At 57.1% G+C, this 25,919-nt stretch carries 23 protein-coding genes and 6 pseudogenes; 13 read left to right on the forward strand and 16 right to left on the reverse strand.

Going from position 1 to position 25,919, the window contains the following annotated elements; genetic code table 11:
- Window positions 1-69: 69 nt before the first annotated feature.
- The 3 genes from BLU37_RS15230 to BLU37_RS15240 are packed head-to-tail and all read right to left on the reverse strand — an operon-like array spanning window position 70 to window position 2,381.
- Window positions 70-636, reverse strand: coding sequence for a peptidylprolyl isomerase A (locus tag BLU37_RS15230; protein WP_010450102.1), 567 nt, complete (start codon window positions 634-636; stop codon window positions 70-72).
- Window positions 637-639: 3 nt separating this feature from the next.
- Window positions 640-1,443 carry an alpha/beta fold hydrolase gene (locus BLU37_RS15235; RefSeq protein ID WP_090206171.1) on the reverse strand — a complete coding sequence of 268 codons (804 nt, stop codon included), beginning with the start codon at window positions 1,441-1,443 and terminating at the stop codon, window positions 640-642.
- Between the two features lie 14 nt (window positions 1,444-1,457).
- Window positions 1,458-2,381 carry a LysR family transcriptional regulator gene (locus BLU37_RS15240; RefSeq protein WP_029530326.1) on the reverse strand — a complete coding sequence of 308 codons (924 nt, stop codon included), beginning with the start codon at window positions 2,379-2,381 and terminating at the stop codon, window positions 1,458-1,460.
- A gap of 49 nt (window positions 2,382-2,430) precedes the next feature.
- On the opposite strand from BLU37_RS15240, the gene BLU37_RS15245 reads away from it, so the two are divergent.
- The 3 genes from BLU37_RS15245 to BLU37_RS15255 all read left to right on the forward strand — a co-directional run bounded on the left by BLU37_RS15245 (window position 2,431) and on the right by BLU37_RS15255 (window position 4,633).
- Window positions 2,431-2,745 carry a hypothetical protein gene (locus tag BLU37_RS15245; RefSeq protein WP_010450096.1) on the forward strand — a complete coding sequence of 105 codons (315 nt, stop codon included), beginning with the start codon at window positions 2,431-2,433 and terminating at the stop codon, window positions 2,743-2,745.
- A 146-nt stretch (window positions 2,746-2,891) separates the two neighbouring features.
- Window positions 2,892-3,491: an FMN-dependent NADH-azoreductase gene (locus tag BLU37_RS15250; RefSeq protein ID WP_090206175.1), complete on the forward strand. Its 600-nt coding sequence runs from the start codon at window positions 2,892-2,894 to the stop codon at window positions 3,489-3,491.
- 287 nt (window positions 3,492-3,778) lie between these two features.
- A complete protein-coding gene (locus BLU37_RS15255) occupies window positions 3,779-4,633 on the forward strand; it encodes a carboxylate/amino acid/amine transporter (protein ID WP_090206179.1) in 855 nt (284 codons plus the stop codon).
- Between the two features lie 83 nt (window positions 4,634-4,716).
- On the opposite strand, the gene BLU37_RS15260 is transcribed toward BLU37_RS15255, so the two are convergent.
- The 3 genes from BLU37_RS15260 to BLU37_RS15270 are packed head-to-tail and all read right to left on the reverse strand — an operon-like array spanning window position 4,717 to window position 9,356.
- A complete protein-coding gene (locus tag BLU37_RS15260) occupies window positions 4,717-6,306 on the reverse strand; it encodes an aldehyde dehydrogenase (NADP(+)) (protein ID WP_090206182.1) in 1,590 nt (529 codons plus the stop codon).
- A gap of 17 nt (window positions 6,307-6,323) precedes the next feature.
- Window positions 6,324-7,541, reverse strand: a complete 1,218-nt coding sequence (locus BLU37_RS15265) for a fumarylacetoacetate hydrolase family protein (RefSeq protein ID WP_090206185.1) — start codon at window positions 7,539-7,541, stop codon at window positions 6,324-6,326.
- A 30-nt stretch (window positions 7,542-7,571) separates the two neighbouring features.
- Complete coding sequence (locus BLU37_RS15270; protein ID WP_019361653.1) at window positions 7,572-9,356, reverse strand: IlvD/Edd family dehydratase; 1,785 nt, start codon at window positions 9,354-9,356, stop codon at window positions 7,572-7,574.
- Window positions 9,357-9,651: 295 nt separating this feature from the next.
- On the opposite strand from BLU37_RS15270, the gene BLU37_RS15275 reads away from it, so the two are divergent.
- Window positions 9,652-10,689 carry a LacI family DNA-binding transcriptional regulator gene (locus BLU37_RS15275; protein WP_010450087.1) on the forward strand — a complete coding sequence of 346 codons (1,038 nt, stop codon included), beginning with the start codon at window positions 9,652-9,654 and terminating at the stop codon, window positions 10,687-10,689.
- Window positions 10,690-10,874: 185 nt separating this feature from the next.
- On the forward strand, window positions 10,875-12,224 hold the full coding sequence (locus BLU37_RS15280) for an MFS transporter (RefSeq protein WP_090206188.1): 1,350 nt from the start codon (window positions 10,875-10,877) through the stop codon (window positions 12,222-12,224).
- A gap of 250 nt (window positions 12,225-12,474) precedes the next feature.
- Here BLU37_RS15280 and BLU37_RS15285 read toward each other — a convergent pair whose 3' ends face one another.
- A complete protein-coding gene (locus tag BLU37_RS15285) occupies window positions 12,475-13,125 on the reverse strand; it encodes an LbetaH domain-containing protein (RefSeq protein ID WP_090206191.1) in 651 nt (216 codons plus the stop codon).
- Between the two features lie 330 nt (window positions 13,126-13,455).
- On the opposite strand from BLU37_RS15285, the gene BLU37_RS15290 reads away from it, so the two are divergent.
- Complete coding sequence (locus BLU37_RS15290; protein ID WP_090206194.1) at window positions 13,456-13,845, forward strand: NUDIX domain-containing protein; 390 nt, start codon at window positions 13,456-13,458, stop codon at window positions 13,843-13,845.
- A gap of 11 nt (window positions 13,846-13,856) precedes the next feature.
- Here BLU37_RS15290 and BLU37_RS15295 read toward each other — a convergent pair.
- Window positions 13,857-13,994: pseudogene (locus BLU37_RS15295) on the reverse strand (mechanosensitive ion channel family protein); the annotation flags it as partial.
- Window positions 13,995-14,657: 663 nt separating this feature from the next.
- On the opposite strand from BLU37_RS15295, the pseudogene BLU37_RS15300 reads away from it, so the two are divergent.
- The 3 genes and pseudogenes from BLU37_RS15300 to BLU37_RS15310 form a co-directional block, all read left to right on the forward strand.
- Window positions 14,658-14,918 (forward strand): annotated as a pseudogene (locus BLU37_RS15300) (transposase); the annotation flags it as partial.
- Window positions 14,919-15,179: 261 nt separating this feature from the next.
- Window positions 15,180-16,490: an IS110 family RNA-guided transposase gene (locus BLU37_RS15305; RefSeq protein WP_172833110.1), complete on the forward strand. Its 1,311-nt coding sequence runs from the start codon at window positions 15,180-15,182 to the stop codon at window positions 16,488-16,490.
- Window positions 16,491-17,393 (forward strand): annotated as a pseudogene (locus BLU37_RS15310) (IS3 family transposase); the annotation flags it as partial.
- Here BLU37_RS15310 and BLU37_RS15315 read toward each other — a convergent pair.
- Window positions 17,386-18,330 carry an asparaginase gene (locus tag BLU37_RS15315; RefSeq protein WP_232000314.1) on the reverse strand — a complete coding sequence of 315 codons (945 nt, stop codon included), beginning with the start codon at window positions 18,328-18,330 and terminating at the stop codon, window positions 17,386-17,388. The pseudogene BLU37_RS15310 and the gene BLU37_RS15315 overlap by 8 nt on opposite strands.
- 130 nt (window positions 18,331-18,460) lie before the next feature.
- Window positions 18,461-19,009: pseudogene (gene tnpC, locus BLU37_RS15320) on the reverse strand (IS66 family transposase); the annotation flags it as partial.
- Window positions 19,010-19,193: 184 nt separating this feature from the next.
- Between tnpC and BLU37_RS15325 the strand changes: the two are divergent.
- The gene (locus BLU37_RS15325) at window positions 19,194-20,135 is read left to right on the forward strand and encodes a cupin domain-containing protein (RefSeq protein ID WP_090206201.1); all 942 of its coding nucleotides are present in this window, start codon (window positions 19,194-19,196) and stop codon (window positions 20,133-20,135) included.
- A 34-nt stretch (window positions 20,136-20,169) separates the two neighbouring features.
- Here the strand turns inward: BLU37_RS15325 and BLU37_RS15330 are convergent, their stop codons facing one another.
- The 6 genes and pseudogenes from BLU37_RS15330 to BLU37_RS15355 all read right to left on the reverse strand — a co-directional run bounded on the left by BLU37_RS15330 (window position 20,170) and on the right by BLU37_RS15355 (window position 24,396).
- A complete protein-coding gene (locus tag BLU37_RS15330) occupies window positions 20,170-21,078 on the reverse strand; it encodes a LysR family transcriptional regulator (RefSeq protein WP_084918785.1) in 909 nt (302 codons plus the stop codon).
- 216 nt (window positions 21,079-21,294) lie between these two features.
- Window positions 21,295-21,663, reverse strand: a pseudogene (locus tag BLU37_RS15335) (IS21 family transposase); the annotation flags it as partial.
- Window positions 21,664-21,813: 150 nt separating this feature from the next.
- The gene (locus BLU37_RS15340) at window positions 21,814-22,380 is read right to left on the reverse strand and encodes a Fic family protein (protein WP_090206204.1); all 567 of its coding nucleotides are present in this window, start codon (window positions 22,378-22,380) and stop codon (window positions 21,814-21,816) included.
- On the reverse strand, window positions 22,377-22,640 hold the full coding sequence (locus tag BLU37_RS15345) for a hypothetical protein (protein ID WP_157696381.1): 264 nt from the start codon (window positions 22,638-22,640) through the stop codon (window positions 22,377-22,379). The genes BLU37_RS15340 and BLU37_RS15345 overlap by 4 nt, the downstream gene beginning before the upstream one ends.
- Window positions 22,641-23,022: 382 nt before the next feature.
- Window positions 23,023-23,631: pseudogene (locus BLU37_RS15350) on the reverse strand (mechanosensitive ion channel family protein); the annotation flags it as partial.
- Window positions 23,632-23,934: 303 nt separating this feature from the next.
- Complete coding sequence (locus tag BLU37_RS15355; protein WP_090206214.1) at window positions 23,935-24,396, reverse strand: helix-turn-helix domain-containing protein; 462 nt, start codon at window positions 24,394-24,396, stop codon at window positions 23,935-23,937.
- A 130-nt stretch (window positions 24,397-24,526) separates the two neighbouring features.
- Between BLU37_RS15355 and BLU37_RS15360 the strand changes: the two genes are divergently transcribed.
- The 3 genes from BLU37_RS15360 (at window position 24,527) to BLU37_RS29465 (ending at window position 25,896) form a co-directional block, all read left to right on the forward strand.
- Window positions 24,527-24,922, forward strand: coding sequence for a DUF6957 family protein (locus BLU37_RS15360; RefSeq protein WP_090206216.1), 396 nt, complete (start codon window positions 24,527-24,529; stop codon window positions 24,920-24,922).
- 209 nt (window positions 24,923-25,131) lie between these two features.
- Window positions 25,132-25,422: a hypothetical protein gene (locus BLU37_RS15365; RefSeq protein ID WP_232000316.1), complete on the forward strand. Its 291-nt coding sequence runs from the start codon at window positions 25,132-25,134 to the stop codon at window positions 25,420-25,422.
- A gap of 90 nt (window positions 25,423-25,512) precedes the next feature.
- Window positions 25,513-25,896 carry a hypothetical protein gene (locus tag BLU37_RS29465; RefSeq protein ID WP_090206222.1) on the forward strand — a complete coding sequence of 128 codons (384 nt, stop codon included), beginning with the start codon at window positions 25,513-25,515 and terminating at the stop codon, window positions 25,894-25,896.
- The last annotated feature ends 23 nt before the right edge of the window (window positions 25,897-25,919 follow it).

Genomic DNA, 25,919 nt, shown 5'->3' on the forward strand with positions numbered 1-25,919 from the left:
TCTGCCGGGCTCTCCTTGCAGGTGACGCAGTGCCGGCCGTGGGCATGAGGCCCCGGCCGGCGACCGCCGTTAGTCGATGCGCTTGGCCGACTTGATGAACACCGGGTCCGCCGGCACGTCCGACATCCCGCCTTTGCTGGTGGTCTGCGAGTTGACGATGATATCGACCACGTCCATGCCCTTGACCACCTTGCCGAACACCGCGTAGCCGGCATCGCGGCCCGGGTCGAGGAAGTCGTTGTCCTTGACGTTGATGAAGAACTGGCTGGTGGCCGAGTTCGGGTCCGAGGTGCGGGCCATGGCCAGGGTGCCACGCACGTTGTGCAGGCCGTTGCTGGCTTCGTTCCTGATCGGTTCCTTGGTCGGCTTCTGATTCATCTGCGCAGTGAAACCGCCGCCCTGAACCATGAAGCCTGGAATCACCCGGTGGAAGATCGTGTTGTTGTAGAAGCCGCTGTCGACGTAGGACAGGAAGTTCTTGGTACTGATCGGCGCCTTGACCGGGTCCAGTTCGATTTCGATGCTGCCGTTGGTGGTCTCCAGCAGCACGTGCGGGGCCTTGGCCGCCTCGGTGGCGGCCATCAGGTTGGCGGCGAACAGGACGGAGCCGGTGAACAGGGCAATTTTTTTCAGCATGGTTCAGTGATCCTGAGGGGTGGTTTCGACTGCGCTCAGAAAATCGAGCAGGGTCCGGTTGAAGACCGTGGGTTGGTCCAATGGGGTAGCGTGACGGGAGTCGGCGATAACCACCAGTCGCGCATCGGGAATAAGTTTGACATAGCTTTGCTTGAGTGAGACCGGCGTGTAGTCGTGGTCGGCACTGACGATCAGGGTTGGACAGGCAATCACCGACAGTCGTTCCTGCACCCCCCAGCCGACGATGGCGTCAAAGCTGGCGAGATAGGCGCGTTTGTCGTTCCTGGCCCAGCGTTCGGCCATCTTGCGGCGCAGGTCGGCCTGTTCCGGTTTGGGAAACAGCATGGCGCCCAGGGCCTTGCCGATGCTCTTCAGGCTCAGCAGACGTGCCAGGCTCCAACGCTTGGCCCACTGCCAGTAATCGCCGGGGCTGCGCACCTTGACCTCGGGCGCGCTGTTGACCACGCACAGGCTGCGCAGCAGTAGCGGCCGATCGACCGCCAGTTGGAAACCGATCATGCCCCCCATCGACAGGCCGACCAGGTGCGTCGGGCCCAATTGCAGGTGTTCGATCAGCGCGACGATATCGGCGGTGAAGCCGGCGATGCTGTAGCGCTCTCGCGGCTTGTCGGAGCGGCCATGGCCACGCAGGTCGACAACGATCAGCCGATAGTGCTCGGCCAGTACCGGCACCTGCAGTTCCCAGTCCTGGCCACTGGAGCCCAGACCGTGAACCAGTAATAGCGGGGTGCCCTGGCCATGCTCTTCATAATGCAGCCGGCAACCATCGTGTTTGAAATAGGCCATCGGTCAACGTCCTGTCAGGCTTGCAGCGGGGCGGCGAACGGCGCATCCAGCGGTGCGGTATCGAAGGTACGCAGCAGTTCGACGAGGATCTGCGTGGCCGGCCCCAGGGGTTTGTCCTTGTTCGAGTACAGGTAGAACGTCGGGTGGCGGCTGCCGCCCTGGTCCAAGGGGAGTTGCTTGAGCAGGCCTTCGCGGATTTCCCGTTCGATCAGGTGGCGCGGCAGCCAGGCGAAGCCCAGGCCATTGCCGACGAAGCTGGCGGCGGTGGCCAGGCTGCCGACGGTCCAGCGCTGCTCGGCGCCGAGCCAGCCGACATCCCGTGGCTGCTGGCGGCCGGAGTCGCGGATCACCACTTGCAGTTGGCTTTCCAGGTCCTGGAAGGTCAATTGCCGTTGCAGGCGATGCAGGGCATGTTCCGGGTGGGCGACGGCGACGAATTCCACCGCACTCATTTCGGTACCCAGGTAGCCGGGGATATTGAAGCCGCTGATGGCCAGGTCGGCAATGCCTTCTAGCAGCACCTCCTCGACCCCGGACAGCACCTCTTCGCGCAGCCGCACCCGGCAACCACGGCTCTGCGGCATGAACGCGGTCAGGGCACGTACCAGCCGGGCGTTGGGGTAGGCAGCGTCGACCACCAGGCGCACCTCGGCCTCCCAACCCTGCTCCATGTGGTGGGCCAGGTCTTCGAGCTGGCTGGCCTGCTTCACCAGTTGCCGCGAGCGCCGCAACAGCACCTCGCCGGCTTCGGTGAGCACCGCTTTGCGCCCGTCGATGCGCAACAGCGGCACGCCGAGCTGATCCTGCATGCGGGCCACGGTATAGCTGACGGATGACTGCGAGCGATGCAGGGCTTCGGCCGCCTGGGCGAAGCCACCGTGATCGACCACGGCCTGCAGCGTTCGCCATTGATCGAGGGTCACGCGGGGCGCTTTCAAGTTGGGTTCCTCTTGTCCTAAGCTGACGGTCCCTATTGGAGACCGCCGAATGAGAAAGTTCTGTTGTGTGTTGCTCGCCCTGTTGCCGCTCAGCGCCTTTGCCTATCCGATCGATGTCGAGAAACAGCTCAACGGTCTGAGCATCGACTACACGGCCCATGACACCGACCAGGACATCGGCTCCATTCAACTGAGCAACTACGGCAAGACCGACGCGCTGTGCAAGGTGGTGTTCATCAACGGCCCCGAAGCGCCACGGACCCGCCAGGTGGAAGTGTCCGCCGGGAAAACCGTGAACGTCACGGCCAAGTTCAACCGCCAGATCATCCGGCTGCGGATGAACCTGAGCTGCACGGCGAAATGAAGCCACAGGTGCATTAACGTCAGCATGCGCTATCTATGAACAAATTTGTAGATAGGTTGTAGCAGATTTTTCCGCTTTTTAATCGATATAGTCCTGTTTAATCTCTGCTCCATCGACTTAACGCCTTTACCGATGGAGCACTTCCCATGTCCCGCGTACTGATCATCGAAAGCAGCGCCCGCCAGCAGGATTCGATTTCCCGCCAACTGACCCAGCAATTCATCAGCCAGTGGAAAGCCGCGCACCCCGCTGACGAAATCACCGTGCGTGACCTGGCGAAGAGCCCGGTGCCCCACCTGGACATCAACCTGCTGGGCGGCTGGATTAAGCCGCAAGAACAGCGCAGCGAGATCGAACAGGCGTCCCTGGAACGTTCCAATGAACTGACCGACGAGTTGCTGGCTGCGGATGTGCTGGTACTGGCCGCGCCGATGTACAACTTCGCCATCCCCAGCACGCTCAAGGCCTGGCTGGACCACGTATTGCGTGCCGGCGTGACCTTCAAGTACACCGACACCGGCCCGCAGGGTCTGCTGACCGGCAAGCAAGCCTACGTCCTGACCGCCCGTGGCGGGCTGTATGCCGGTGGCACCCAGGATCACCAGGAACCCTACCTGCGCCAGGTGCTGGCCTTCATCGGCATCCATGACGTGAACTTCATCCATGCCGAAGGCCTGAACATGGGCGGTGACTTCCATGAGAAGGGTCTGAACCAGGCCAAAGCCCGCCTGGCCCAGATTGCCTGAGGTCTTAATCTTCAGCTAATCGCGAAGTGATCAACTGTTTGCAAGTTACTCAAACAGCCCCTTCATGTTGTTTGCGCATCGAACCTCCCTTTGCACTCGTTGCTCCTGAGTGCATGCAACCCGATCCGGCCCTTGCGCCCGATCGGGTTTTTTTTCGTCCCGGATTCCTTGTGCGGCAGAAAGCCGTTAAGGTCGCCGCCATTCTTTTTATGCAAAATTCCTGATTCCCCCTGGGTTGACACCACTCCTACAGAAGTAGTGTTTGGCCACAACATCTACGAGGCCTTATGGGTTACCTGCTTTTCGTTACGCTGATCCAGGCGTTTTCCTTCAGCCTGATTGGCGAGTATCTGGCCGGTCACGTCGACAGCTACTTTGCCGTGCTGGTGCGGGTGTTGCTGGCCGGGCTGGTCTTTATCCCGCTGACCCGCTGGCGTCAGGTGGAACCGGCGTTCATGCGCGGCATGCTACTGATCGGCGCCTTGCAGTTTGGCGTGACTTACGTCTGCCTTTACCTGAGCTTCCGGGTATTGACGGTGCCGGAAGTGCTGCTGTTCACGATTCTTACGCCGTTGCACGTGACCCTGATCGAAGACGCCCTGAACCGGCGCTTCAATTCCTGGGCCCTGGTCGCGGCGCTGGTCGCGATCGGTGGTGCGGCGGTGATCCGCTACGACCGGATCAACCCGGACTTCTTCATGGGGTTTTTGCTGCTGCAGCTGGCCAACTTCACCTATGCCGCCGGCCAGGTGCTCTACAAACACCTGGTGGCGCGCCACCCCAGCGACCTGCCGCATTACCGGCGTTTCGGCTATTTCTACCTGGGCGCACTGGCGGTGGCGTTGCCGGCTTTCCTGCTGTTCGGCAAGGCCAACTACCTGCCGGAAGCTCCGTTGCAGTGGGGCGTACTGGTGTTCCTCGGACTGGTCAGCACCGCGTTGGGCCTGTACTGGTGGAACAAGGGGGCGTGCCTGGTCAACGGTGGCACCCTGGCGGTGATGAACAACTTGCACGTCCCGGTGGGGCTGCTGATCAACCTGCTGATCTGGAATCAGCACGAAGACCTGGGACGGCTGTTCCTGGGCGGCGGGGTGATTCTCGCGGCAGTGTGGATCAGTCGCTTCGGTGTTCGTCGTCTCTGAAACGGTGACAAGCGGGCTCGACAGCCGGGGAGCGTGACGACGGCCCCGCTGCCCCGGCTGAACGTCCCCGCCCGATCAGTTACCTATGGCCTGGTTATGGCCTGGTAGGTACTGGTGCCATCCACACAGCGCAGGATATTCAGCGGGTTGGCGTCTTTCAATGCATCGGGAAGCAGGCTGTCCGGATAGTTCTGGTAGCAGATCGGCCGCAGGAAACGGTTGATCGCAAGCGTTCCCACAGACGAGCCGCGAGCATCCGAAGTGGCCGGGTAGGGGCCGCCATGAACCATGGCGTCGCACACTTCCACACCGGTTGGGTAGCCATTGAGCAACAGGCGGCCGGCCTTCATCTCCAGCAGCGGAATCAGTTCGGCAAATTCATCCAGATCCGCAGCGTCGGCGATCAATGTCGCGGTCAGTTGGCCCTGCAAACCTTGCAGGGCCTGTTCCAGTTGCTGCCGGTCGTTCACCGCGACGACGATAACGACGGGTCCAAAGACCTCGTGTTGAAGCAGTTCGTCATGGTTGATCAGTAGCTCGACATCGGCTTCGAACAGCTGTGGATGAGCCTGGCCACCCTCTTGAGGATGCCCCGCGCGGTGGTGGATATGCGGATGATCGTGCAAGTGGACAAGACCATCAGCGTAATTGCAGAGCCCGCCGGCGTTGAGCATTGTCTGTGTCGGCTGGGCGTTGATCAGTTGCGTGAGTTCTTTCAGGAACCCATCGAACTCGGGGGAACGGAGGGCGATCACCAGTCCCGGCTTGGTGCAGAATTGCCCGGCACCCTGGGTGACGGATGCACCCAGTTCGGCTGCCACCTTGCTACCGCGGGCTTTAAGCGCCTCTGGCAGCAGCAGTACCGGGTTGACGCTGGACATTTCGGCGAACACCGGAATAGGTTCGGGTCGCGCCGCCGCCATATCACACAGTGCCCGACCACCTTTGAGCGAGCCGGTGAAGCCCACCGCCTTGATGGCCGGATGCTGCACCAGCCAGGCACCGACGGTGCCTCCGTAAATCATGTTGAAGACGCCGACCGGCATGTGCGTCTGTTCGGCAGCACGGAGGATGGCCAGGGCAACCCATTCAGCGGTGGCCATGTGGCCGGGGTGTGCCTTGAACACCACCGGGCAACCCGCCGCCAGCGCGGCAGCGGTATCTCCGCCGGCAGTGGAGAAGGCCAGCGGGAAATTACTGGCGCCGAAGACCGCGACCGGGCCGATGCCGATATGGTATTGACGCAGGTCGGGACGAGGCAGAGGCTGGCGATCGGGCAGGGCGCGGTCGATGCGTGCGCCGAAGAAATCACCGCGTCTGAGCACCTTGGCGAACAATCTCATCTGGCCGCTGGTACGGGCGCGTTCACCTTGAATTCGCGCCACGGGCAGTGCTGTTTCGCGGCAGACCGTGGTGATGAACGCTTCTCCCAACGCGTCGAGTTCATCGGCAATGGCGTCAAGAAAGTCGGCGCGTCGACTCGCCGCAAGGGTGCGGTAAGGCTGGTAAGCGCTGGCCGCGGCCCGAGCGGCCGCGTCCACTTCCTCCTGTGTAGCCTCGATGAAAAAACCAGGCAGTTCTTCGCCCGTGTGGGCGTCGAAACTGTGCAGGCGAGAGTGCCCCTTGGCGCTGCGTGCGCCGTTGATGAAGTTGTGTCCGGTGCGAGCGTTCATGAAAATTCCCGTCATGACTAGCGAGGCTTGATGGCAGCTGAGATCAGTCCACGGCTGTGCAGGTTTTCCAGCAGGGCGCGATAACCCATTTGCCATGCCGGAGCGCGATCGCTGGTGGTCACCCTATTGACCAGCGTGCCGAACCGGGGGCTGCTGATGGCAACCCGGTCACCTTCCTTGTGGGTAAAGCCGCCGCCGGGTACATCACGATCCTGCTTGGGGGCAAACAGGGTGCCGAGAAACAGGACAAAGCCGTCCGGGTACTGATGGTTTTCGTTGAGCGTTTGCGCGACCAGATCCAGCGGGTCGCGGCTGATCTGGTTCATGGAACTGCTGCCCTCCATGATGAAACCGTCCTCTCCCACGACCTTGAGAGCGACTTCCGCCGAGCGGACATCTTCGATGCCGAAGGTTTCATCAAACAGTCGGATGAATGGTCCCAGCGAGGTCGATGCGTTGTTGTCCTTGGCTTTGGACAGCAGCAGGGCACTGCGACCTTCGAAGTCGCGAAGGTTGACATCATTCCCCAGCGTCGCGCCTTGGACCTTGCCGCGACTGGAAACCGCCAAGACCACTTCGGGCTCGGGATTGTTCCAGCCCGATTTCGGATGAATGCCGATATCCGAACCGTAGCCCACGGCCGAGAGCGGCTGAGCCTTGGTGAACACTTCGGCGTCGGGACCGATGCCCACTTCGAGGTACTGCGACCACATGCCCTGGCTGATCAGCACGTCCTTGAGGGCGGCGGCTTGTACTGACCCCGGCACGATTTGTCCGAGATCGGTACCGATGCTTTCCACCAGTGTCGCGCGAATGCTCGCGGCCTTGGCGGGATCGCCCTTGGCCTGTTCTTCGACCACGCGCTCCAGCATGCTGGTGGCAAAGGTCACCCCGGCGGCCTTCACCGCTTGCAGGTCGATCGGTGCCAGCAACCAGGGCTGTGATTCATCCCGCTGGCCGGCGTCACTGTTACCGAGCAGGGCATCGAAGCTGATCAGGGCGTGTTCCAGTGGCAGGCTGCGCAGATAAGCCACCGGATCATCGAGTTCAAGCAGTGCCGACACGGTCGCCACCCTGGCGCTGATGTCATATACCTGCCCGTCCTTGAGCAGGACGACGGCAGGCCCTGCATGGGTGCCAGGAATCCACACGCGGCTGATCCAGGTGCCTTGAGCGAGGTCTTGTGCCGGGATATTCAATTGCGACAAGGAGGTTGGAGCGGATGTTTGCGACATGAGCTGAGCCTTCTTCCGAACGTGGACGAATCAGTGGGAATGACGTGGATTGCCGCTACGCGCTATGACCCGCATGTGCAAGGTCGCGGGCTCCAGGCAGCCACCGGTCGAGAGTTGCCCAACCTGCTGTCGGTAGATTTCCTGCCACGGCGTTTGCGAGGCCGGAATGCTGGGCTTGAACGCCGCCTGGCGTTCTGCCATTTCGCGCTCATCTATCAGCAGATCCACCCGGCGGGCATTGAGGTCGACGCGAAGACGGTCATTGGTCTTGAGCAAACCTATCCCACCGCCCACGGCGGCTTCAGGGGACATGTTCAGAATCGACGGACTGGCCGAAGTGCCGCTTTGACGGCCGTCACCCAGGCAGGGCAGGGAATCAATTCCTCGTTTGATCAGCGCTGCGGGAGGTGCCATGTTGACCACCTCGGCGCTGCCTGGATAACCCACGGTGCCGCAACCTCGAATGACCAGAATGCATCGCTCGTCGATGTCCAGGGCGGGATCGTTGATTCGCGCGTGGTAATCCTCAGGGCCCTCGAAAACGATGGCTCTGGCTTCGAAGCTGTTTTCCGCGCCGGGTTCGGACAAATAGGTCTTGCGGAAGGCTTCGCCGACCACCGACATTTTCATGATGGCGCTGTCGAAGAAATTCCCGTTCAACACGATGAACCCGGCCCGTTGAATCAACGGGTCTTCATAGGCATGGATGACATCGGTATCGCTGGCGGCTGCGTTGCTGACGATCTCGGCAATGGTCTTGCCGGAGACGGTGTCGCACTCTTCATGCAACCGCCCGGCTTTCTTCAGTTCGTGCATGACGGCAGGTACACCGCCAGCGCGGTGGAAACCTTCGCCCAGGTATTTGCCAGCGGGCATGCAGTTGACCAGGAGTGGCACGTCTTCACCGATGCGCTGCCAGTCTTCCAGGCTCAGATCGATTCCGCTGTGCCGCGCGATCGCGATGAGATGAGGCGGGCAATTGGTCGAGGCGCCCAGGGCCGAGGCCACGGCAATGGCATTCTCAAACGCTTCACGGGTCATGATCCGGGAAGGACGAATATCCTGGCGAACCATGTCGACGATGCGTTTGCCGGTGGCGTAGGCCATCTGGCCACGCTCGCGATAGGCTGCCGGAATGCTCGCGCAGCCGGGCAGGGACATCCCCAGCGCCTCGGCCAGTGCGTTCATCGACAGCGCGGTGCCCATGGTATTGCAGTGACCAATCGAAGGAGAGGCGGCCGTGGTCATTTCCATGAAACCTTCGTAGTCGATCTCCCCGCTGGCCAGCAGGTTGCGCGCATGCCACAGCACCGTACCGGAGCCAATCAACTGGCCCTTGTGGTGCCCGTCGAGCATCGGGCCGCCCGACAGCACGATCGCCGGGATATCCACCGTCGCTGCCGCCATGAGACAGGCGGGAGTGGTCTTGTCGCAGCCTGTCGTCAGCACCACGCCATCCAGCGGGAAGCCATGAAGAATCTCGACCAGCCCCAGGTAAGCCAGGTTGCGATCCAGTGCAGCGGTCGGTCGGCGGGTCTGCTCGGCCATTGGGTGCACCGGAAACTCCATCGGAATCCCCCCCGCATCGCGAATGCCGGCTTTGGTGCGTTGCGAGAGTTCGAGGTGATGACGGTTGCACGGGGCAAGGTCGCTACCGGTCTGGGCGATACCAATGATGGGACGGCCCGATTGCAATTCCTCGCGGGTCATACCGTAGTTCATGAAGCGCTCGACGTAGAGCGCGGTCATGTCCGCATGGCTGGGATCGTCGAACCATTGTTGACTTCGCAGGGGCAGAGGCGCGTTTCCAGACATGGTTTTTATCTCTTGTTAGAAGGTATCAGCGGAAAGTTGAACGGGGCCGGTGAGGCGACAAAACAGGGATGACCGAGCCTCCGGCAGCGTTCGAATAACTCTATTTCGAATAATCTTATGTTACCGGTAACATTTGTTTTGTAAAGGCCCTTGCTCAATGTCCGTCTGAGCGCAGAGCGACTCTGGCAGGAGCAGAGGTATGCTTGTTTACGCGCATGTATAATCAGCAACCATCCGTGTTGGCGGCGCTGTTTGCAGGAGCCGCCCAGTCATTTTCCAGAAAATCAGGACGTTCATGAGTCACGAGGATTCAGGCAAGATCACCACGCCGCCGCGAATGGCCGACGTGGCCAAACTGGCAGGCGTTTCGAAGATGACGGTTTCCCGGGTCTTGGCCGGTCGCGATGTTTCAGAGCGTACTCAGAAGCTTGTCCACGCGGCGATTGAAAGTCTTGGCTACCTGCCTGATGCTTCTGCCGGAACCCTGTCGACCGGACGCTCGGAGTTTATCGTTGCCCTGGTGCCGTCATTGGCCAGTTCGAACTTTGCCGACACCGTGCGCGGCCTGAACGATGCCGTCAGCGAACATGGCCTGTGCCTGTTGCTGGGGGACACGGATTATCACCTGGAGCAGGAAGCCTTGCTGGTGCGCACGCTGCTGCGCCATCGTCCCGTGGGGGTGATGTTGACCGGCAGTGCGCACCTGGACGAAACCCGCAAGCTGCTGCGCCAGGCGCAAGTTCCGGTCGTCGAGACATGGGACATTCCAACCGATCCTATCGAGCAATCGGTTGGCTTCTGTAACGTATCCGCCGCTGCCGCGTTGTACGAGCACCTGTATCGGCAAGGCTATCGACGAATTGGCTACATCGGTGGCGCGTCGGTTCTCGACCACCGTGGGCAGCAACGCCAGCAAGGTTACCTGCAGGCGGTCACCGCGCTGGGGGCGGGTGAGCCACGGGTGATGGAGTACGGTGAGTCGCCGATCACGATGAGTCATGGCGGTGAGTCCGTGAAGCGTCTGCTGGAAAAATGGCCGGATACCGAGGCGGTGATGTGCGTGAGTGACCTGTCGGCATTCGGGGCAATCATGGAGTGCCATCGACAAGGTCGACGCGTGCCCGCAGACATCGCCATTGCCGGGTTCGGTGATTTCGAAGTGTCACGCTATTGCACGCCGACCATCACCACCGTATCGGTTGACCCCTATGGTATTGGCCGGCGCGCGGGTCAATTGCTGGTGGCCAGTGCCGCAGCGGCGCGCCTCGGGTCACCCCGTCCACGGGAATGTGACGTCGTCGAATTCAAGATCCTGGACCGCGAAAGCACCTGAAGATTTTTAGCCGAGCGTGCTTGCTTTGCGCCGAAACTAATTGCTAAATTAAAAATGTTACCGGTAACAGGCCCGCTTGCAGATGTCTTTTCTCCGTACGGACTGCTCCAGGTCGGTCCGAGGAACTCAAGGTTGCAAGCCAAAACAAAAACAATCGGCATGACAACATGCCTTGAGGTCAATACATGGAATCGATATCTCAGCGTCCTCTCCAGGGAGAAGGCTCGGCGGAGCTTACCTTCGAGGATCGTACCTACCGAAAAGTCATCCTGCGGACGTTGCCCATCCTGCTGTTCTGCTACATGGCGGCGTACCTGGACCGGGTCAATATCGGCTTTGCCAAGCTTGATATGCTCAACGACCTGCAATTCAGCAACACCGTCTACGCCCTGGGTGCGAGCATTTTCTTCTGGGGGTATTTCCTCTTCGAAGTCCCCAGCAACCTGTTCCTCCACCGCTTTGGTGCGCGCCTCTGGATTGCCCGCATCATGATTTCCTGGAGCATTGTCTCCATGGCGGTTGCGTTTACCGTGCCGCTGGCGAAGTTTTTCCACATTGAACCGGAAACCATGTTCTACGTGCTTCGCTTCCTGCTCGGGATATGCGAAGCCGGTTTCTTTCCGGGCGTGATTCTCTACCTCAACTACTGGTTTCCGACGCATCGGCAGAGCCGCGTAATGGCGGGCTTTCTGATGGCGATGCCGATCAGCCTGACCCTGGGCGGAATTCTGTCCGGTTGGTTGATGGGGGCGATGCAAGGTGTGAATGGCATGGCCGGTTGGCAGTGGATGCTGGTCATCGAGGGCATCCCGTCGCTGGTCATGGCTGTGGTGGTGGTGACGTTGCTGGTCGATAACATCGACAAAGCCAAATGGCTGAACGCCGCAGAAAAGAGCCTGCTGAAAAACAACCTCGACCGGGATAACACGAAAAAGGCATCCAGCCTGCGCGATGTCATCCTCAATGGGCGTGTGTGGCTGCTGGTACTGATCCTGTTGACGTTCAATACCGGCTTTTATGGCCTGGCGTTCTGGATGCCGACAATCATCAAGGCCACGGGTATTTCCAATACCCTGCACATCGGCTTACTGACGGCCATTCCGTATGCCACCGCCATTGTGGCCATGACGCTCAATGCCTGGCACTCCAACAAAACCGGCGAACGCCGCCTGCATGCGGCTATACCCGCGTTCATTGGCGGGATCGGGCTGATTTGCAGCGCCATCTTTGCCCACAACCTGCCCGTGTCGATTTTCTTTCTCAGCGTATCCGCCTCGGGCTTGCTGAGTCTGATGCCGATCTTCTGGACATTGCCGGGCACGGTGTTGTCCGGAGTGGCGGCAGCGGCGGGCATTGGCATGATCAACGCAATCGGCAACCTCTCGGGGTTTACCGGTTCCATGATCACCGCCACCGCAGAGACGTTGACCGGCGACATGAACAACGGGACCTATGTCCTCGGTGGCTGCCTGCTCGTCAGCTGCGTACTGATCCTGCTCATCCCCAAAGCGATGCTGTCCAAAGAGCAGGCATGACGTGCTGTCGTTTGGCACTGTCTGGCGAGCGTGTTGGGTTAGGGTGAACGCGATTCTTGCAGGAGCCGGGCTTGTCGGATCGCCGCGAAGCTTTTGACGGCCTCACGGGCTTTATCGCTGGCAAGCCAGGCTCTTACAAGATGATGGGGTGCTTTCAAGTTCCTGAAACCTGCCGGTAGGGCATATCAGTGTCTGCTCAAGACTTCCAGTTCAAATGGGCTGTGCAGAAAAATTGAAAGGTTCGAGAATATTAAATCCGAAAGAAGTCTTCGATGATATTGCGCTTGAGGGGTTTGCAGATAATTGAATGATTTCCAGAGAATACCATGCAGCGTCCTGGTGTGTCCTGATTCACCACGCTCACGCCTTGAGCGATAATGGAATCAGCGGCGATATTGCATCGGCCAATGATTGCCGAGTTCGGGTACAGGATGACCCCTTCGCCGAGAGAAGGGGCCACGCCGTGATTCTTCCCGACCGTTGAGTTTTGATAGAGCACAAGATAGTTACTGTAATTGGCCTTGGCCAGTACAATACCTGTTGAGTGTCCAATGAAAAAAATGTCCGGCATGGCGATCTCATAGAACATGTCGATGCCATTCAAGAGCTTGTTGAGCAGAAACAGCTTGGTCGGTACTTCGATTTCCTGAGTGTTGCGCCACAGGGTATTGGCCAGGAAATACAGGTAGGTGCAGTACTGGGAGGAGTGCAGATAGTTGAAGTGGTCTTGCTCCCAGGTTTGCACAGCGTTGATACAGCGTTGTAACCGCGCCAGGGCCTCGTCGATATGTTGCTCGATAATGCCTTTTATTGGCGCACTTCTTCCATCCGGAAAAAAGACAGCCAACTGCCCAGTGGTATATTCGACCAGTTCACGACGACTGCTATTAACCAGTTTCATAACGCTCTTCAATTAGGGTGTTGCCCGCTCGCAAAACGTCCATCTTCACTCCAGTCCCTTCAGAAATCAAGCGGCTCAAGGGAGGCGTCAGGATTGGACCGAACTTCAAAGGGATCCTTGCGTTTTTGAACTATGATCTTCAAGCAGTAGCCTTGGACGGTTCTCTGTCACGGGAACACGACTTTGCGCAGTGGTACCCGTCATTGAGTCCCTGAACGGATGGGGTACAAATCAGAAGGTGGCCGTCATCCAACCGACATCTTGAGCCGTTATGCTTGGACAAGGCTCTTTCAATAGAACCCGGTCCGGCTACTGATCTGGAGAGGACGCATGAAGGCAATGGACGCTGCTACAGCCAAAAGGAAAGGGATCAAGCTCCGCGCGACGGTAATCTATCGCAAGGACGGGGAAGTGCTTTTCGTGCGCAAGCGCAATGCCAAGTGGAACCTGCCCGGTGGCACCGTCGAGCACGATGAAACGCCCCTGCAGGCCGCGCACCGGGAGATGGCCGAAGAGACTGGCCTTGCCTTCGATGAACTGCGGTACATTTCCGAGTTCCGTGAGGAAAAGGTCATTCACTACCTGTTCGAGGCCCGGAAGGCGGCTTCGAAGCCTCGTCCGTGCAACGAGATCGAGGCGTGCCGATGGATCAGTGCCAGGCAGGTATCGAAGCGCCGAGTGCGGCGCCCGATCAAGACCATCCTCAAGCGCTGTGCCTGATCAAAGCGACGTTACAGCGCCCGCCTCTGCTGCTCCGGAATATAGCTGGCGCCCAGCAACGCCGGCAACATGCCTGAGCGCAAGTCGCCGCCACTTGGCTGCTGATAAAGATTTAGGCCGAACTCTGGCAGCACCGCCAGCAGGTGGTTGCCTTGGAAATATTTATTGATATGGAAGCGGTGCGATAAGGAGAAAAAATGACTGTTTGTCCAATTGATGCAAATCTGAAAAGTGCTTTTGATCAACTTGTACTCGTTCGTAAGTCCCCTAGGCCGAGTAGCTCGCGGCAGTTGGAAAGGTATAAAGCTGCGCGGTTGCATTTTATAAATGATCTTAAACGGTTCAAGGCTAACAACCCTGGATTTCATGCTGGGCCTTTTTTGAGGTTTGCCTTCTTTCTTGTTCGGCATAATTGCTATCATCCACATATGAGTGGATTGACATATTTGCAAGTTTCCAATTTCGTATCAGGGGCGATTCCTTCTAAAGTAAAGGAATTAGTTTGTGTTCTATCAAGAGTGAGCTTAAAAGATGCATATTCGCTCATGGGAACAATTAATTCCAGGCCTCCATACACCCCTGCTGATTATGATGTCTTGCACATGTTTTACTGTTAGTGGTTTTCGTCAAGGCAGACGTGTAACCATGTAGGCCTGATGCAAGAGGGCTTCCAAGCAACCGCTTGCAGTTGAATGTGGGTTTCAATTCAAACGCGGGCGACAAGCTACAGGGCTGAAGAGGGAAGGGCTGTAGTGGTCTAATGAAACCGGACACCCATTTAGGCGAGAATGCTCGCCAGATCGAGGTGTCAGATGACCAAACAACGCCGCTCCTTTACTCCCGAATTCAAACGCGAGGCTGCCGACCTCGTGCTCAAACAAAACTACAGCTACATCGAAGCCAGCCGTTCACTCGGCATTGGTGAGTCGGCATTGCGCCGCTGGGTTGACCAGATTCAGAAAGAACATAAAGGCATCACCCCGCAGAGCAAGGCTCTGACTCCGGAACAGCAAAAAATTCAGGAGCTGGAAGCCCGGATTGCTCGCCTCGAGCGCGAGAAATCAATATTAAAAAACCGCCTCCCCGGCGCTCCGCGGCCCATTGGATTAGAAACACTGCGTTCTACACTGATCCTACTGGACAGTGGTCGCTGGCTTTTTGGAGGCTTAGACCCCGTCAAAAAACTTGACCCAGGGGAAGCTGCGGACCCGTTAGTGGTGGCACGTTCCGTGACCCCGTTTAGGAAGGTGATTTGATCCGAGTCCCCGTCCAGTTCAACTTGACTGGAGGTGCTCATGAAAAAGCATGATCTGAAGTAGCGTGGGTTACCGGTTATTCATGATTACGCAGCCGGCATTGATATTGGCTCACGCTTTCATGTGGTGGCCGTTCCTGCAGACCTGGCCAAAGAATCCGTTCAAACTTTCCAGGCCTTCACTGCCGATCTCGAGCGCATGGCCAACTGGCTGGTAAGTCTTGGGATAACGACGGTCGCCATGGAATCAACAGGCGTTTACTGGATTCCGGTTTACGAAATACTGGAAGCGCACGGCCTTCAGGTCGTACTCGCCAATGCGCGTGATGCCCGTGCGGTGCCAGGACGCAAAACCGATGTGAATGATGCACAGTGGATTCAACGACTTCATGCATGTGGGCTGCTTCGAGCCAGCTTTCACCCAGATCGTGAGATTTCGGCTTTGCGCAGCTATTTGCGGCTGCGGGAGCGTCATCTCGATTATGCCGCGGCGCATATTCAGCACATGCAAAAAGCTCTCACGCACATGAACCTGCAATTGCATCACGTCGTGGCCGATATCACCGGCTTGTCGGGGATGCGGATAATCCGCGCCATCGTCGCAGGCGAGCGCAGCCCCTCCTCGTTAGCGGCGCTGAGTGACAAGCGCTGCAAGGCGGGCGTTGATGTGATTGAGGCATCGCTGGTCGGCAACTACCAGCCCGAGCACATTTTCGCTTTGACGCAGGCGCTGTCCATGTATGACGCTTATCAAGCGCAGCTACTGGTTTGCGACCAGCAGATTGCACAAACGCTGATTAAGCTCTCGCAGGAAAAGACACTGCCCGCTGAGCCGCTACCAAAACCACGGCATAACACTCGGCAACCCAACGCGCTCAATTTCGATGTACGTACCTTGCTCTATCAACTGGTCGGTGTTGATCTGACCCAGATCCACGGCATCGGCCCCTACCTGGCTCTTCGGCTGGTCGCCGAGTGCGGCACGGATCTGAGTCGATGGCGGACTTGCCACCATTTCACTTCCTGGCTCACTCTTGCGCCAGGCTGTCGCATCAGTGGCGGCAAAGTACTTTCGGCCCATACCCGCAAGACCAAAAATCGAGTGACCGCCCATCTGCGCTTAGCCGCTGTGACCGTCGGCAGAACGAACACGGCATTGGGTGCGTTTTATCGGCGTCTTGCGGCTCGAATCGGCAAAGCCAAGGCCGTCACAGCTACAGCCCGAAAGATCGCGATCCTGTTCTATAACGCCATGCGTTTCGGCATGAATTATCAAGACCCAGGAGCCGATCACTATGAGCAAAAATATCGCGAGCGAGTCGTCAAAGGCCTACACCGACGCGCAGCTGAGTTTGGTTTTACACTGCAACCAGTGGAGGGTGTTTCTTAGGAAGGCTACCGCGCTCTTGATGTCGGAAGATCACGAGCGTTCGCGCTGATTGACCAGTTGAGTGCACATGAGCCGGTTGATTGGCTGTGCAAGGTGTTTGACGTCACGCGCTCGTGTTACTACGCCCAGCGCCTGCGGCGCCGCACGCCCGATGTTGAACGGCTTCGATTGCGAAGTCGCGTCAGTGAGCTGTTCTCGCAAAGTCGCAGCTCTGCGGGCAGTCGCAGCATCTTGTCGCTGATGCGTGAAGACGGTGAGCAACTCGGTCGATTCAAAGTGCGTAGCTTGATGCGCGAGCTTGATTTAGTCAGCAAACAACCTGGCTCCCATGCCTACAAACGAGCAACAGTAGAAAGACTGGATATCCCGAACACATTGAACCGCGAGTTCGACGTGCCAGCGCCCAATCAAGTCTGGTGCGGCGATATCACCTACATTTGGGCGCAAGGAAAGTGGCATTACCTGGCTGTCGTCCTGGATCTTTGTACGCGTCGGATCGTGGGCTGGGCGCTGTCGGAAAAGCCAGACGCTGAGCTGGTGATCAAAGCGCTGGATATGGCTTACGAGCAGCGTGGCAGGCCTTCGGATCTGCTATTCCACTCGGACCAGGGATCGCAATATGCAAGCCGACTCTTTCGCCAGCGGTTGTGGCGATACCGCATGCGCCAGAGCATGAGCCGACGAGGAAACTGCTGGGATAACGCACCGATGGAGCGCGTATTTCGCAGCTTGAAAACAGAATGGATACCGACCGTGGGCTATCGAACTGCGCAGGAAGCACAGCGCGATATCAGCCATTTTTTGATGCATCGCTACAACTGGATTAGGCCTCATCAATTCAACGATGGGTTGGCCCCAGCGCGGGCCGAGGAAAAACTTAACGTCGTGTCCGGGATTAGTTGACCACTACAAATTGACCTACGCACTCACCCGCAATGCTCCTCACAGCTGGATCAATCCATGGCTTTAGAAGCTCATGTTCGCGAATCAAGCCCAGCTGTAGTAGTACGCTGACAGCAGTCGTGTAAAGCGGCCCTAGGCTTCCGTCTGCAATTTTAATAGCTATACCCAGGCCGCGACTACGAATCCCAACCGTGTAGACACCATCTGCGCCGACCTTAGCAATGCAATCGCCGTTAGATGCTAGCGCTATGGCCTGATCACAACGACCCGTACCTGACACCATCTCGGGGTGGGAAGCCATCGCGGAAGCAATCGAAGACAATGCATTATCGTGATCACTATCGATGCCCGACTCGCCAGTGGCAAGACGCGCCCAGAGCAACGCAAGGCGCGACAAAGACATGCCGTAGTTTGGAGCACTGCAACCGTCTATTCCAGACCAAAGCTGGTTTGACGGGAGGTTTGCCAGCCTCGCAATGCCTTGACGGATATCTACTTGGAGAGGGTGATCCGGATCAAGGTAATTTTGGTTATGTCCATGTAAAGAACAGTAACCTAGAAATCCCGCATGTTTACCTGAGCAGTTGTTATGTCTCTGATCGAACGTGCTCCCAAGCGGTGGAAGGTTGTGTTCACCGTATTGGATCGGTAGATGGCATCCGCAACGCAGGTCAGCTTCTGACTTGGAAATTTTTTCAAGCAGCCGGGTGATTGCTATCACGTGAAAATCTTCGCCCGAGTGACTGCCACAGGTAATGGCTAGCTCTGCCGCAGAGAATCCAAAGTGATGGTGCCCCCCATCCCTTACCAGTGGTACCGCCTGAAAAGGCTTCAATGTCGAGCGCGAAAATACGTAGGTGTCAGGGGCTCCGACATGCACAACTGATGCGCCTGTGGCATCCACCACGGCGAGTGATCCCCAGTGGATGCGTTCCACATAAGTATTCCGCGTTGCTACGATAATCGGAGTATGGGCAGGTGATGGCATCACAGGATCCTGAAGCGAGTAAATAATGCCGGTCAGTAGAGCATCATTGTGATGCCTCAAGCTAATCCAGCCACCCTGGCTAAATTGATGCCCACTTATGAGGCAGCAACTCGGTAATTTCACTCGCCCGCTGCGTCGGCAAACGCATCAAAACGTCTTTCAGGTAAGCATACGGATCATGCCCGTTGAGCCGCGCCGACTGGATCAAACTCATGATCGCAGCCGCACGTTTTCCGCTGCGTAACGAGCCCGCAAACAACCAGTTCGAGCGCCCAAGTGCCCACGGCCGGATTTGGTTCTCGCACCAATTATTGTCAATGGGGACGGCCCCGTCATCGAGATAACGCGTCAGCGGTATCCAGCGTCTGAGGCTGTAATCCAGGGCTTTGGCGATGGCCGATCCTTCAGGCACAAGCTGTTTCTGGGCAATCATCCAGGCATGAAGTGCCTCAATGATTGGCGCTGCTTTTTCTCGCCGTATTCGCTGCCGATCACGGGGTTCCAGCTCGCGTGCCTCTCGTTCAACTTCATACAAGGCCGCGATGTAGTGCAGCGCTTTTCCGGCGATCTGGCTCTTGTTGGTCGCGTGCAAGTCGAAGAACTTTCGGCGTGCATGTCTTGTCATACCTCTGTTTGCTCAGCCATTTCTAGCGCATCGTCTACTTCATTACTGAGGTAAACACCCCTTTACACACAAGTGATGTGCCGGTTCGGTTCTTCATGGCGCCGTACCAGACTCGTATATTGAATCCACCGTGGCGTGCTGGCTCCTGCAGCGTGCTGATGATGAGACCCCAAAACGAGACCACATTATGAACAGTGCAATTCAACCGCATTCAAATCTGGAAGTATCTCCACATGAGATCGATGCCGAATACTTCGAGTACAGCAAAGCGGCAAATCCGATCAGCGCAAACTTGATCACCCGCATCCCGTACCAGACTTTCCCTGCTTCGCTCTATGATTCGGGCACATCTCGAACAGTTGCTCTCGATTTGAGCGAAAAACTAGAGTGTGAAGGCCCCGCAACCGGCCCAGGTCTTTGCGCTAGTTTTATTCGACTGAACGCTGGCGATGACGTCACATTGGCGCCCAACGCGACCTCACAGGTCTTGTATGTAATCGATGGTAGCGGCAGCCTTGCGTACGGTGAAACAGCATTTGAATGGACGAAAGGTTGTTTTATCGCCCTGCCAGGGATGAACAGCACAATTCTCAAGGCATCGGCGGACGCACGATTCTACTGGGTACATGATGAGCCTCTTCTTCGCTACTTAGGCGTAAGCAGAAGTGAAGACCGCTTCACCCCGACTCTCTACCCTGCGGCTGTCGCATCTGCAAAGCTTCGTGAAGCCGCTGATGATCCACGTGCACAGGATCGCAGCCGCATCAGCGTTCTGCTGGGTAACAGTCACTTCCCTCAGACACGCACAGTGACCCATGTGCTGTGGGCTATGTACGGCATCCTCCCAGCCGGCTCAATCCAAAAACCCCACCGGCACCAATCCATCGCCCTGGACTTCATCATTGATTGCCCAACTGGATGCTATTCGCTCGTGGGTACTGAACTGGACGAAAATGGCCATATTCGCAATCCAAAACGCGTAGATTGGACACCAGGGCTTGCGTTCGTTACACCGCCTGGCTACTGGCATGCTCACTTCAACGAGTCGGATCGCGAAGCATTTCTGATCCCGATTCAGGATGCAGGTCTACAGACATATCTGCGATCACTCGATATTAGGTTCAGCTAAATGGACTCCCGGTATGACTGGCTCATACCGGGAATTATCGCTGCCACGTGGGCGGGTCAACCACGCGCTCAGCAATGAAATCAATGAAGCATCGCACCTTCGAAGAAACGATTCGCTTCGGCGGATATACAAACCAGATGGCGCCAGATTCATGTGAGGCCTTGACCTCCCAATCAGGCAGCCAACGCACCAGTCGACCATCGCGCAAACTGGCGCTGGCAAGCCAATCTGGGAGCAATGCCATTCCCAACCCGCTGCTCACCGCGATTAGCTGAGCGTCGAGGTCATTTATCCAAAGTACAGCACCAATGGGCAACGAAACCTGCTCGTTGTCGTTGGCCCATATCAACGCCTCCGGGCACTGGCGTCCAATGATCATCATGTCGACGGGCAGTTGATCAGGGGAATCCGGTTGAGGATAACGAGTGGCAAATTCTGGACTCACACATAGGAAAGTCTTTACCTCTGCCAGCTTTCTCGCCTTGAGATTGGAGTTGGCTAACCTGCCAATGCGAATCGCAAGATCGATTCCAGTGGCGATCAAATCGACTTGTGAATCCTCAATGCATAGATCTAGCGTGATGTCTGGGTAACGCTCCATAAACTCGCCCACTACAGGGAGTATATGATGACGCGCAAAAGCAGGCGGAAGACTAACCTTCAATCTCCCTCGGGGATTTTGGTTGAGAGCGGACGTTGCCGCCCTGGCTTCTGACAATTCAAAGAGAACTTTTTGGGCATGGTACAAGAACGTTTGCCCACCCTCCGTCAATACAAGTTTTCGTGTTGATCGATTGAAAAGTGCAATGCCAAGATCTTGCTCTAAATCTTTGATGTAACGCGACACCGTAGAAGCTTTTATCCCCAAACGCTCTGCTGCTTTGGAGAAGCTATTCCCATTGGCAGACTCTACGAAAGCGGTCAGTGCTGCTAGGTAGTCCAAGTGCGCCTCTCTGTTTTTGGTGTCGCTAGCTCGACTGTTCGGGCACTTGAGCCTTGAGGTCGATTGGAAAAACTCGGTGGCTTCTGAGGCACAACCTTGGTCATCTCGGAAGGGTATCCCATCGCAAGAGTTCAGTGAAGTCACCTTTGAGCCATGGTCTCGCTAGCTCGCACCTTGCGGTGTGCAGCATCATTTTTTACAGAGCCTAAGCGCCGCCACATCGACCTTGGCGGCCCAGAGGCGGTAGTGCTCGCAGAACCAGCTGTACTGGAAGCCCTGTGGTTGAGCGAGTCGATATTCCTGCCAGAGCAGCGCCAGGGTTACGCCGGGACGGCGCAACTCGGCGTGTACCCACGCCCAGTCGGGCATCGGGCGCTGGTCGGTGGGCACCGGCACTGCGGGGGGAAACAGCCGTCGATTCAACTCCGCGTCAGAAATATCGAGGGGCCACTGAAGCCCACTGGCGGCAAACCGGCAGAGGTAATCCCCTGCACTCGAATGGCCAATGGATAAGCTGGCGGCGATCTTGCGCACGGACAGGCCGGCGTCGAACTTTAGGCGTAGTACCTCTCGGATTTTACGCATGGATAAACGCTCCACGACGACCTCTTCGCTTCGATAAAAGAGATCGATGGTAGGGAATAATCCTGCGTTGCTGCCTGCCTGAAAGTGTCCGGATGGCCGTGGAATCGGTGTCCGGATGCTCGTGGAATGAGTGTCCGGATCAGAGTGGAATCAGTGTCCGGATGTCGGTGGAATGGGTGTCCGGATGGTTATGGAATCCGCAGTTGCAGCCCAGGTAATTGAAAATCCGGCACGAAAGCAAAGCTCCATATGAATCAACAGAATCGTGCGACCGTTACCATCAAGGAACGGGTGGGAAAAGGCGAATAGGCCCATGATAGTCCCGGCTTTCGCTCTCATTCTGTTTTGATCACTGGCCAATTGCAGCCCGTAATCGAATGCGAGTCTTATCTGCTCAGGTCGCTCGAATTCAGTTCGAAATGGTGAGTTTACATCGCCCTTGGATATTTCCTTATCGGGCGTTGTAGAAAGTCGGTCGCGCCCGGCCCAATGATAGAAATCCTGGAAAAGCGCCTTGTGCGTTTTCAGTACCGTTGCATAGGTAATTTCTTTTGTAGCTGCGAGCATCGTGAGCGCCTGTTCCAGCCGGGCCGAAAAGGCCAGGTGTTCCATGCGTTTGACTTTTTCGAGGTCTTTTTCGCCGGTGGCGTTTTCCAAATAGCCTTTGCTATGAAAAGTCCCGAACGGGTCGAAAACCGATGGGGACCGCTTGTTCATCGAGTCGCGGTGTGCTTGGTATCTGGATGGATTTCATCCAGATACCGCGAGTGCAGCAGCATCATATCCGTGCTGCCTATACAGCCTTTTCGACTGAGATTGATCAGTAGACCCTCGACATCATCCGGCTTCACATCGTCGCCAGCCAAGCGGGTGACAACTTGGGCTACCTTGTCGAGCCGAGATTCGCTGTAATGCACGCCATTGCGCGCGGCGAGGGCACGAATGAAACCGGATATGTCTTTGTCTGGAATATTCAAGGTTGCTATCTCGAAAGATCTCATTCACAAGTGCTCACAGTTTAGCAAAATCCGCGGTACTCAGCGATGAATGGGAGTTATCCCCCTACACCTGACGATTACTGAGAAAGCCTGCCGGCAGCGGTTCCTCTTCCAGCAACGAGTCGACCATCCGTCACGCCATCGCTACCAAACGATATTGGGTGGCGGCTGTACACAGGTTGGTAGACCGGAAGATTGGAGAAACCGGCGCACCCGAAGGTGCCCTGCGCACAGCCACCATGAACTGCAAGCGAGGAAACACGCCTGAACTCAGGGGGCGCCGTGCGCCAATCGTCTATGCCTGCATGCTGAGGGGAAGCCTTGGCGTCCCGGTGGGACGCCATCTTCAGCAATCCTGCGTCTATAACGCCCGGCTCTGCTGCTCTGGAATATGGCTGGCCCCCAGCAACGCCGGCAACATCCCTGCGCGCAAATCCCCCCCACTTGGCTGCTGATAAAGATTCAAGCCGAACTCCGGCAGCACCGCCAGCAGGTAGTCGAAGATATCCCCCTGAATCCGTTCGTAGTCGGCCCACACGGTTGTACGGGTGAAGCAGTAGATCTCCAGCGGTACGCCCTGGGCGGTGGTCTGCATCTGGCGGACCATGCAGGTCATGTTCTGCTGGATCTCCGGGTGGTTCTTGATGTACGCCAGGGCATAGGCACGGAAGGTGCCGAGGTTGGTCATGCGGCGGCGGTTGGCCGACATCGCCGCGACATTGCCCTGTGCCTCGTTCCAGGTTTTCAGCTCGGCCTGCTTGCGGCCGATGTAGTCGGTGAGCAGACGTACCTGGGTCAGGCGCTGTTCTTCATCGTCATGCAGGAAGCGGATGCCGCTGGCGTCAATGAACAGGCTGCGCTTGATCCGCCGTCCACCGGACTGCTGCATGCCGCGCCAGTTGCGGAACGATTCGGACATCAGTCGCCAGGTCGGGATCGAGACGATGGTCTTGTCGAACATCGACACCCGTGAGATGGCCCTAAAATGGACAATCGAAAATGTTGAAAAACAGACACTTACAGACAATCGCATCTGTCCATCTTTTTCCAGAAAAATGGACAGGGTCGGCAACATCTCACTATTGATAGGGGAAAGCTGCGGCTTCCGGAAAGCTGCTTCTCTGGGCAAATCCAGACCCTGCTGGCCCTTTAAGATCTGCCTCGCTCCTGCCGCCTGAAAGCGTGATTTTGGCACCAGCTTGGCGAGACTTCTGATCCACAATGCAAGCTTCTCAGTAAGCTGACTGCGCAGTGAGGCATTCCCCCGCCAGCTTTAATCTTTAAGCGTTTGATGCCACAACCGACGTAGCGTCGATTCAGGCATCCCTAGATTTTTCGCTGCCTCACTCTGACTGAGCCCTTTCGCCTTCAGCTCCTGCACGGTCAACCATTTTCTCTTGGCTTCCACCACTCTAGACGGAGCCATAACTTGTGGTTCGGTTGGAAGAAGAGTGTCCGCTAGCCCCAAGGATTCCGCCTCAGACAGCGCAGCCAGAAGAGCTTCACGCACCGTGCGCTTCTCATGGGATGCAACAGTGAGTGCCAGCAACGTGATCGGCTCGACGTTCAGCGCTAAGGCGAGGCGGGCAGTCATATCGACGGTCGCTGAGCTTTTTCCTTGCTCTAGCTCGCTCACGTGCGTTTGCGTGACGGAGCCCGAAAGACCTGCCTGAGATAGACCTTTCTGAGTGCGAAGCAGTTGAACTACTGCTGCATAAGATTTGCGCAGCGACATTTCACTATCCCAATAAAAGGAGACGGTATGTCGCATTTGCCTGCCGCCACACAAACAGATATATTGGTGGTCGTGGCGGTAGTGTGCCTCAGCTACTAATTATTGGATATTGACAGAGAGGGGGTGGGCCGTGGATGGGATCATCGAGGACGGTCTGCTGGGTGATCCTGGTATCAGTTTAATGGGCTCCGAGCTTTCCCTCGACGAAGCCGTCGCGTTGGCCAGAAAGCGCTACAAATGGATGCCCCTCTGCGCCGTAGAAGAGTGGATCATCCTAGACGCCATCGTCACCGACGCCGAGCGAGCGAACGTTACCGCTGCAGGCTGCCAGCCAATGTTTATGTTTGCCCACAAGGTCGTGGATGACGAGCAGAGGCGTTTCGAGCCAGGCCATTGGGTGCGCTCAAGCATGGGCACCGCTTTCAAGGAAGGCTACCTATTCGAAACACGCAACACGGTCTACGTCTTGCTCGGCCCAGGCCATCGTGAGTCTGCTTCTATCGAAGCGATATTTTCTCTTTTCTGATTTCCCACGGTTCTGCTGGGCAACTGACTTGCTCCAGCAGTTTGAGGCGACACATGTTCAGAACCTTAGACAACGACCTGATAGGCGTCCCAGGAATGTTCGGGGAGGGCGTGTCCCATTGGCGCGGAGTCTCAAGGCTGCTCCGAACGCCTTGGTATCACTTAACCCTTAGCGTCGAAAACGAGGGTCGGCCCAGCGAGTGCGCGGTGATGATTGACGACACCCACCAGCTTCAAAAAATGTTGGTAAGCCAAAGTGCGGATTTAGCTATCACCGAGATTATGGCTGTGACGCCATCTTGGATGAATAAGTCCGGGGGCTGGCAGATGGAGCGGTTAACCAGAGTAACCGTAGGTGAGGACAGGTCTGGTTCTGAGGTTTGCTTGCTGGAAGTGGCTAAGGGGGCGGTGTATCACACCTCACACCAGCAAGACTTCAAGATTGAAGCGCTGGCCAACCTGAGGCCTGTCTTTCTCTCAAGCATGATTCGATCAGCCTGAAATTTACCAGTAATCCCCCACGATACCAGCGCGCCTGGTTGCGTGTGCAATTCTTGATAACTCCATACAGACCGCAACCGGAGCCCAAAGATGCTGGACACACTAGATGTGAATTTTCACGGCAAACGACATACAGATTTTGATCTGAAGCGAATTATAAGGGCTCAAGAGCAAGGCTTCGACATACCGGTCACTGCGTACCTTTGCAGAGTATCCATCAGGGCGCGCGCAGGCATCGGTGTGGTGTTTGGCCACAAGCGAAAAGACCAGTACGGGCGGTTCGGCGATGGTCATCTGATTCGTACTTCAGACGTGTTGAAGGTCGAACGCGAGGGGCGGTTCTGGGTGATGACAACCGAAAACTCGAGATACGTCCTAGCAACGTTTCAGAGGGGCAATGGGCGAGCGTCCTTACGTGACTATCTCCGAGTCGCAAAGGGGCAGCACCATCTCACTCCGCGCGTGTTGCAGTAACACTCAGGAGCTAGGGGCGCTGC

The organism is Pseudomonas asplenii (assembly GCF_900105475.1).
GTDB classification, from domain to species: domain Bacteria; phylum Pseudomonadota; class Gammaproteobacteria; order Pseudomonadales; family Pseudomonadaceae; genus Aquipseudomonas; species Aquipseudomonas asplenii.

Coding starts and splice junctions, on each gene's coding strand:
- BLU37_RS15280 (WP_090206188.1), top strand. CDS start 10,875: ATGGAATCGATATCTCAGCGTCCTCTCCAGGGAGAAGGCTCGGCGGAG.
- BLU37_RS15355 (WP_090206214.1), bottom strand. CDS start 24,396: ATGTCGCTGCGCAAATCTTATGCAGCAGTAGTTCAACTGCTTCGCACT.
- BLU37_RS15285 (WP_090206191.1), bottom strand. CDS start 13,125: ATGAAACTGGTTAATAGCAGTCGTCGTGAACTGGTCGAATATACCACT.
- BLU37_RS15340 (WP_090206204.1), bottom strand. CDS start 22,380: ATGAACAAGCGGTCCCCATCGGTTTTCGACCCGTTCGGGACTTTTCAT.
- BLU37_RS15325 (WP_090206201.1), top strand. CDS start 19,194: ATGAACAGTGCAATTCAACCGCATTCAAATCTGGAAGTATCTCCACAT.
- BLU37_RS15275 (WP_010450087.1), top strand. CDS start 9,652: ATGAGTCACGAGGATTCAGGCAAGATCACCACGCCGCCGCGAATGGCC.
- BLU37_RS15265 (WP_090206185.1), bottom strand. CDS start 7,541: ATGTCGCAAACATCCGCTCCAACCTCCTTGTCGCAATTGAATATCCCG.
- BLU37_RS15250 (WP_090206175.1), top strand. CDS start 2,892: ATGTCCCGCGTACTGATCATCGAAAGCAGCGCCCGCCAGCAGGATTCG.
- BLU37_RS15230 (WP_010450102.1), bottom strand. CDS start 636: ATGCTGAAAAAAATTGCCCTGTTCACCGGCTCCGTCCTGTTCGCCGCC.
- BLU37_RS15270 (WP_019361653.1), bottom strand. CDS start 9,356: ATGTCTGGAAACGCGCCTCTGCCCCTGCGAAGTCAACAATGGTTCGAC.
- BLU37_RS15290 (WP_090206194.1), top strand. CDS start 13,456: ATGAAGGCAATGGACGCTGCTACAGCCAAAAGGAAAGGGATCAAGCTC.
- BLU37_RS15365 (WP_232000316.1), top strand. CDS start 25,132: ATGATTGACGACACCCACCAGCTTCAAAAAATGTTGGTAAGCCAAAGT.
- BLU37_RS15245 (WP_010450096.1), top strand. CDS start 2,431: ATGAGAAAGTTCTGTTGTGTGTTGCTCGCCCTGTTGCCGCTCAGCGCC.
- BLU37_RS15235 (WP_090206171.1), bottom strand. CDS start 1,443: ATGGCCTATTTCAAACACGATGGTTGCCGGCTGCATTATGAAGAGCAT.
- BLU37_RS15260 (WP_090206182.1), bottom strand. CDS start 6,306: ATGAACGCTCGCACCGGACACAACTTCATCAACGGCGCACGCAGCGCC.
- BLU37_RS29465 (WP_090206222.1), top strand. CDS start 25,513: ATGCTGGACACACTAGATGTGAATTTTCACGGCAAACGACATACAGAT.
- BLU37_RS15255 (WP_090206179.1), top strand. CDS start 3,779: ATGGGTTACCTGCTTTTCGTTACGCTGATCCAGGCGTTTTCCTTCAGC.